General features: G+C 72.0%; 4 protein-coding genes. 1 reads left to right on the plus strand and 3 read right to left on the minus strand.

What is annotated here, in order from left to right; all coding sequences use genetic code 11:
- On the minus strand, positions 1-189 hold a 189-nt coding region (locus tag E1286_RS46135; RefSeq protein ID WP_223190947.1), incomplete at its 3' end, for a hypothetical protein.
- Positions 190-268: 79 nt separating this feature from the next.
- Between E1286_RS46135 and E1286_RS46140 the strand changes: the two genes are divergently transcribed.
- Positions 269-841 (plus strand): ArsR/SmtB family transcription factor, encoded by a 573-nt coding sequence (locus E1286_RS46140; protein ID WP_132623585.1) that lies wholly within the window; start codon positions 269-271, stop codon positions 839-841.
- Between the two features lie 82 nt (positions 842-923).
- On the opposite strand, the gene E1286_RS46145 is transcribed toward E1286_RS46140, so the two are convergent.
- Positions 924-2,276: a sensor histidine kinase gene (locus E1286_RS46145; RefSeq protein ID WP_132623587.1), complete on the minus strand. Its 1,353-nt coding sequence runs from the start codon at positions 2,274-2,276 to the stop codon at positions 924-926.
- 436 nt (positions 2,277-2,712) lie between these two features.
- Positions 2,713-4,724: FtsK/SpoIIIE domain-containing protein (locus E1286_RS46150; RefSeq protein ID WP_281282866.1), on the minus strand; the 2,012-nt coding region annotated here is incomplete at its 5' end.

A 4,724-nucleotide genomic window follows, 5' to 3' on the forward strand; every position in this document is an offset into this window, starting at 1 on the left:
GCCGTGCAGCACGAGCCCTCCGCCCCCGCGAAAGCTCACGTCGTCCGCCACGAGATCAGCGGGCACCCCGGCCGGGGCCGCAGCGGAGGGCGGCCCCGAGCCGCGCGCGAGGGCGGGGAGTGCCGGGGCCGTGACGGCTAAGACGAGGGCGGTGAGTGCGGCGACCACGGCCGCGAAGATTCTGGTCATATTGCCGACAGTAGTCTGCAGAGAAGTCTCGGCAAAGAGATGTCTGCAGATATCGTTCTGCGGTACTAGCCTGCTCCTCATGAAGGATGACGAGGCCGACGAGCCACTCCTGCTCAACGACCCGGAGCGGCTGAAAGCCCTGGCTCACCCCATGCGCCGCCGCATGCTCACCCACCTCAACGTGCACGGCCCGGCCACCTCCACCACTCTCGCCGAGCTGCTCGGCGCCAAGACCGGCACCACCAGCTACCACCTGCGCCAGCTGGAGAAGTACGGCTTCATCGAGGAGATCCCCGAACGTTCGTCAGGCCGCGAGCGCTGGTGGCGGCGGGCCCGGATTCCGCGCGACATCCGGCTGCCCACCCCCGGTGAGCTCCCGCCGGAGGAACGGAAGACGCTGGAGGAGTTCCACCGCGTCGGTTTCGAGGAGGACCGCGCCCTCGTCGAGCGCTTCCCGGCCGCCTTCAAGGCCGACCCCGGCTGGGCGAGGGGTTCCAGGGCGATGGCCCGCATGACGAAGGAGGAGCTCGACCGCTTCTACGAGGAGTACATCGCCCTGCTCCTCAAACACGGCCACCCGGCCGACGAGGCCCCACCGGACGCCCGCCCCCTCTACGTCCGCTTCTTCACCCTCCCCGCCGACGAGGACTGACAAGCCGTCGGCGCTCCTGCCCCGCCTGAATCCGAGGCCCGCGTGCCTGTCCACGACATGGACAGGCACCGATGGCCTCCTGTCATACCGACACCTGGGGCTCGCGTGCGGGGAGGCGCAGGACGAAGCGTGCGCCTCGTTCGCTGTCCTCGATGGTCAGGCTGCCCCCGTGCGCCGTGGCGATCTCCCGTGCGATCGCCAGCCCCAGCCCGCTCCCGTTCGCGTCACGCGCGTACGCGGCGTCCAGCCGGGTGAAGCGGTCGAAGACCACCTTTCTGTCCTCAGGGGCAATTCCGGCACCGTCGTCGATGACCTCCAAGGTCGCCGTGGACCGGTCGCCCCGGACCCTGACGATGATCTGCGAAGCGGCGTGGCGCTCGGCGTTGTCAAGGAGATTGCCCAGCAGGCGAGCGATCCGCAGCCGGTCACAGTTGACGAAGACGCTTTCCGGCATCTCCTTGACGATCCGCTTCTGGTGCGTCCGGCGTTCCAGCTCGGTGTCGACCAGCCGGCGCAGGTCGGTGGGGTCGCGATGCAGCGAGCTGCGCGCGTCCAGCTGGGCCAGGGCCAGCAGGTCGATCACGAGCCGTTGGAGACGGTCCACCCCGGCGAGGACCGCTTCGGCCATCCGGGGCCAGTCGGTGTCGTGGGGATGCAGGAGCGCCTCCTCCAGCTGGGTCCGTATGGCGGTGATGGGGGTGCGCAGATCGTGGGAGGCGTCGGCGGTGAAGCGCCGTTGCCGCGTATAGGCCTCGTCGAGGCGGTCGAGGGTGGCGTTCACGGTCTCGGCCAGGTATCTGATCTCCTCGTACTTCGCCGGGACGGGGACGCGGCGAACGAGGTCGGTGGCGGTGATCTCGGCGAGTTCGGCCCGGATGGCGTTCACCGGGCCCAGGGCCTTGGTGAGATCACGGTACGTCCAGGCGGTCATCATCGTGGTCACCAGGACGGACACGCCGGCGGCCAGGAGGAGCGACGTGATCTGGCCGTACCAGGGGACCACCGGCACCGCGACGTAGAGCAACCAGGGCCCCTGCGGCTGGAACACCTTGTAGGACGCGACGGTCATACAGCCCCGCAGCCCGATCGGCGGGCACAACGTCCGCGCGGTGCTCACCTGCGTCCTCGTCGCGCGGAAAGTGGCGATCGGCGGCTTGCCGGCGAGATTCCGGGTCGCCGCGACCACGCGGCCGTGCTCGTCCACGACCTGGATCGCCTCTACCTCGCCCTTCTGCAGGACATGCGGGAGGGGACCTTGCCGGATCAGGGGGACGACCCGGTTCCAGGCGTCGGTGACCCGGTTCTGGCTGGTGTCGGCCTCCTTGTTCCCGGCGAAAAGCAGGAACATGATGCTGACCACGACGCACACCAGCGCCGCGACGGCGCCGGTCGCCACCGTCCTGCGGGCCGGGATCGATTGCCAAGACCAGAGCATGTCAGTCACCCTGAAGCAGGGTGATCACCTCCTGTGGCGAAGCGCTTGCGGCGGCCGGTGCCGACATCGGCCGGTGTCGTGCCTTCGCAAAGTACGCGCGGGGAGTTCCCCTAATGGGTTATACGCACCATATGTCCGTTTAATCCTATTTTGCTCGGTGTAATGTGTCCGCCCTCACCAGGTCATGCCAGGGTGATCGGGACTCAAGCGACAGCGGGACACGCTCAGCCCGGTGATTGCCGGGCTCGGCTACATCGCGCGGAAGACCACGATGACGTCGATCAACAACGATCCGACGTCCTCCGTCAGCGTGCGGGCCGGCAAAGGGGGAGCTGACAGCTCCGAACCCTGTCGATCGCGGCAGGAACCGGTCGAAGGTCCACCTCATCGCCGAACGGGCCGGCCTGTCCGCGGCCGCGGTGCGGGCGGTGGCGCATCAGGCGTCGTCCGGAAGTGCGGCCTGGAGGGGCGTGATGGTGCCGGTGGTGACGAGGAAGCCGCGGCCCTGGGGGCCGCCGGCGGTGCCGCGCGGCAGGCGGATCGAGAACAGGTCGCCGTCGGTCTGGCCCTGCACGGCCAGCAGCAGTCCGGTACGCGCCTTGCGGGCCTCCGCGACGAACCCCCGGTAGGCCACGGCCATGTCCCCGGTCGTGCCGGCGATGAGCAGGCCGTGCTCGCCGTCCCTGCCCGTACGCAGGACCTCCTCCAGCGCCGTGCCGAGGGGGCCGTCGGCGTTGACCAGCTCGGCGTCGTCCACCAGGACGACGTACTGCCGCTGGTCGGCCACCAGCTCCGCCAGGTCGGTGGCGTTGCCGTCCAGGACGGCTAGCGCGCCCTCCAGGCTCCGCAGCGGGCTGCGGCGGGGCGCGACGGCGATGACCGGCGTGCCACGGGAGATCAGCGAACGGGCGGCCGTCATCAGCACCGACGAACGTCCGGAGCGGGACGGACCCGCGACCACGGCGGCGGGTCCGTGGGCCAGCAGGTCGAGCCCGAGCGGGCCGAGGGCGTCGCCGCCCGCCCCGACCAGCGCCCACAACGGCGAGGGCGGGGCGAACGTCGGATCCAGGGCCAGCGCCTGGGAGGCGGTGATGCGCGCGGGAAGGGCGTCCACCCGCAGCGGCGGCTCCCCCTTCCACCGCCACACGCTCCTCGCGGCGGCGGCCGCCTGCCCCTGCCGGCCGTCCCCGCCATCCCGACCCGCTCCGCCACTCGGCGCGCCACCGGCACCGGCCACGCCGTCGGCTGCGCCGCTCAGGCCGCCCACGGTGGCTGCACCGCCCGTACCCCTGTCGGTGTCTTCGAGGGCTGTGGGCGGGGCGGAGGCGGCGGCGGTGCGGGCCAGGGACTGGAGGGCGGCGACCTGGGCGGGGCCGCCCGGGTCGGAGGCGAGCAGGGCGATGTGGTGCTCCACGATGCCGTGCTCGCCCATCGACAGCGCGCGCCCAGGAGGCATCGACGCGGGGAGCCCCTTGAGCGGGAGCCCGGCCAGGCCGTAGTCGGCCGGGTCCGGCAGGCGCAGGAGCAGGCGGTCCTCGAACACCGTGGAGATCTGCCCGATCAGGCCCGACCGGTCGCTCGTCACGACCGCCCTGAGCCCCACCGCCGGGCCCTCCCGCAGGAGCTGGAGCACCGCCTCGATCAGCCGGCCGTAGTCGTAGCCCTCGAACGCGGCCACGAAGCCCTCCCACCGGTCCAGCATGAACACCAGCCACGGAAGGCGGTGCCCGGCCTGCCGGTACTCGGCCAGGGAGGCGTGCCCGGCCTCGGCCAGCAGCTGCTGACGGCGGCCCACCTCGGAACGCAGCCGGGTCAGCAGCCGCTCGACCCGGTCGAGCTGGTCGCGCGTCACCACCGCGCCGCAGTGCGGCATCGCGACCAGCGGCAGCAGCGCGCCCGACCCGCAGTCGATCGCGTGCAGGTGGACGTCCTCCGGCGAGGCGTGCGCGGCGATGGAGCCGGCGATCGTGCGCAGCGCCGTCGACCGGCCCGTACGCGCGGCCCCCGCGATGAGCAGGTGGCCGCCGTATGCCACGTCGAGCGCCAGCGCCCGCCGATCCTGCGCCCACGGCCGGTCGGTGACCCCGAACGGAATCGGCCCGACCTCGGCGAACGCCTCCGCATCCGTACCGGATCGGGCACCCGAGCCGGCCCTGGCCGGCACCTCAGGCCCGGGATCAGCCGCGGAGCCCGGGGTGTCCGGAAGGTCCAGGACGAAGCGGGACGGCAGTGGCTCCAGCCAGGGGCTGGGTTGGGCAGGAACCCCGGACAGGCGGGCCGCCTCGATGAGCGCGTCGGTGACCAGCGTCAGGTCCGTGGTCGTGGCGTCCTCCTCCTCCACCGCCGGGGCAGGCGGCAGCGGCCTGCCCAGGGACCGCCAGTCCAGGTCCAGCACCCGAAGGCGCAGGGAGGCCCCGGAGGACGCGACCGGGCCGCGCCCCCCGACCC

Origin of the sequence: Nonomuraea terrae (genome assembly GCF_004348995.1) — a bacterium.
In the GTDB taxonomy this organism is placed as follows: Bacteria; Actinomycetota; Actinomycetes; order Streptosporangiales; family Streptosporangiaceae; genus Nonomuraea; species Nonomuraea terrae.